Origin of the sequence: Rhodobaculum claviforme (assembly GCF_016653255.1) — a bacterium.
GTDB lineage: Bacteria > Pseudomonadota > Alphaproteobacteria > Rhodobacterales > Rhodobacteraceae > Rhodobaculum > Rhodobaculum claviforme.
Genome location: NZ_NHSD01000015.1, coordinates 1 through 2599 on the forward strand (window position 1 = coordinate 1; position 2599 = coordinate 2599).

The 2599-nt window shown below is 73.6% G+C and carries 3 protein-coding genes; all 3 read right to left on the minus strand.

The genetic code is table 11. The annotated features are described in order from the left end of the window. Nucleotides 1-595 (minus strand): MFS transporter (locus CCR87_RS00210; protein WP_201155333.1); only part of this gene is annotated, 595 nt, incomplete at its 3' end. Continuing rightward, the gene (locus tag CCR87_RS00215; RefSeq protein ID WP_201155334.1) at nt 592-1236 is read right to left on the minus strand and encodes a DsbA family protein; all 645 of its coding nucleotides are present in this window, start codon (nt 1234-1236) and stop codon (nt 592-594) included. The genes CCR87_RS00215 and CCR87_RS00210, both read right to left, overlap by 4 nt. Further along, on the minus strand, nt 1226-2599 hold a 1374-nt coding region (locus tag CCR87_RS00220), incomplete at its 5' end, for a class I adenylate-forming enzyme family protein (protein ID WP_201155335.1). The genes CCR87_RS00220 and CCR87_RS00215, both read right to left, overlap by 11 nt.

The window sequence follows — 2599 nt, forward strand, 5'->3', positions numbered from 1 at the left end:
GGCGGCGGCGCTCGGGGGGGTGGGTCTCGGGCTGGCGGATCATCAGCCAGCTGCCTGACACGATGCCGAACACGACGAACGACCAGAACACCGCCCGCCAGTCGGCCAGCGCGATGATGCCCGCCCCGATCATCGGCGCCACCGCCGGCACGACGATGAAGATCGTCATCACGATGGACATCACCCGCGCCATCATCCGCCCCTGATAGAGGTCGCGCACGATCGCCAGCGTCACCACGCGCGGTGCGGCGGCGCCCAGCCCCTGGACGAAGCGCGCAGCCAGCAGCACCTCCAGCGACTGCGCCCGCGCGGCCACCAGTGCTGCGGTGCAGTACAGCGCGATCCCGAAGACCACGATGCTCTTGCGCCCGTAGCTGTCGGAAATCGGCCCCCAGAACAGCGTGCCCAGCCCCATGCCCAGCACGAACACCGTCACCACAAGCTGCGCGCGGTTGACCGCCTCGGGCGACAGCTCCTGCGCGATCACCACCAGCGCGGGCAGCATCGCGTCGATGGAATAGGCGATGGTGGCGAACAGCATCGCCAGCAGGGCCACGAATTCGGGAAACGCCAGCGTGCGCGCGGGCGGGGTCATGCGCCGCGCTCCGCGAGTTCGGCCAGCACCTGGCGCCACAGCGCCACCGGCTGCGCGCCCGTCAGCACATAGGTGCCGGCCACGATGAAGGTGGGCACGGCGGTGATCCCGCGCGCGCGCGCGGCCGCGTCACGCCCGGCGATCTCGGCGCGGTCGGCGTCGGAGGCCAGCAGCCGCGCGACCAGCGCCCGGTCCATCCCGGCGCGGCCGGCGATGTCGGCCAGCGTGGTGGCATCGCCCAGATCGCGCCCCTCGCTGAAGTAGCCCCGCATCAGGGCGGCCATCACCGGGGTCTGCCGCCCCTCCAGCCCCGCCCAGTGGATCACGCGGTGGGCGTCCAGCGTGTTGGGCGTGCGCTCGATCGCGGGCAGGTTCAGGGGGACGCCTGCGGCCTCGGCGGCCTCCAGCACCGGGCGCAGGGCGTGGGCGGCGTTCATCTGGCCGTCGAACTTCGCCTCCAGATAGGCGACGCGGTCCATGCCCCCCGGGGGCATGTCGGGGTTGAGCTGGAACGGATGCCACTCCACCGCAAAGGGATGGTTGGCCGCCCCCTCCAGCGCGCGGTCCAGCCATGCCTTGCCGATCAGGCACCACGGACAGATCGGGTCGGCGTATATCTCCAGCCGGATGTCAGACTGCACCTTGGACCTCTCCACCGGGGGAAAACCCGTCGCGCAGCACGCGGCGCGACAGCTTGTTGTTGGCCCCGCGCGGCAACGCCGGGACGCGCCGCCAGATCCGGGGCTGCTTGTAGCGCGCCAGCCGTTCGGCCGCGAAGGCCGCGAGCGTGGCCTCGGGGATCTCGGCCTGCGCGACGTAGAAGGCGGCGATCACCCGCACGCCCGGCGCGACCTCCACCTCGCAGGCGGCGGCGTCCTGGATGGCGGGGTGGGCGGTCAGCGCGGCCTCCACCTCCAGCGGAGAGACGCGCACGCCGCCCGCGTTCATCATGTCGTCATCGCGGCCCAGATAGGTGATGGCGCCATCGTCATCCATCACCCCCAGATCGCCCGTCAGGAACCACGCGCCCGCGAACCGTCCGGCCGTCTCGGCCTCGGCGTCGAGGTAGCCGAGGAACAGGCCCGGGTCGTCGCGGTGCACGGCGATCACGCCGGGCTGCCCGCGCGGCACCGGCGCCCCGTCCGCGCCGATCAGCGCCAGCCTGCGGCCCGGCTGGGCGTGGCCCGAGCTGCCGTCGGGGGCCGGCCGCGCGGGGCTGCCCGACAGGAAGGTGGAGCATTCCGACATTCCGAACGCCTCGTGCACCCGGGTCCCCGTCGCGGCGTGCCAGGCGGCGCGGGTGTCGTCGGCCATCTTTTCCCCCGCCGACAGCCCGTGGCGCAGATGCGGCAACGCCAGTTGCCCCGCCCCGCGCAGCATCTGGCGATAGATCCCGGGGGCCGCGGCAAACAGCGTGACGTCGAACCGCCGCATCAGCAGCGGCAATTGCGCCGGGCTGACCCCCGGGCCGGGCACCAGCGCACAGGCCCCCGCCGCCCAGGGGTCCAGCAGCCCCGTGCCCAGCGTATAGGTCCAGTTCAGCGCGCCCGCGTGCAGCAGCCGGTCGCCCTCCTGCAGGCCGTACCAGCCGTCCCACATCATCCGCCGCGCCCAGACCGCCCGATGCGCGTGCATCACGCCCCGCGGCCGCCCCGACGTCCCCGAGGTATAGACGATGTACGCCAGCCGGTCCGGCGTCCCCATGTCCCAGTCGCACGGCGGGCCGTCGAACAGCGCCCGCAGCGCCGCGAGGTCCAGCACCGGCGCGCCCGGCGCATCGGGCACCGCCACCCCCGGCCCCGCCACGATCAGCGCGGGGCGCAGCGCGCGCGCCAGCGCCGATACCTCCGGCCCCGTCAGCTGCGCCGAGGTCGGCACCGGCACCAGCCCGGCCGCGATGGCGCCCAGAAAAACGATGGGAAACTCGACCGAGTTCGCCAGCCGCATCAGCACCCGGTCGCCGGGCACCAGCCCCATCGCCCGCAGCCCCGCCCCGGTGCCCCG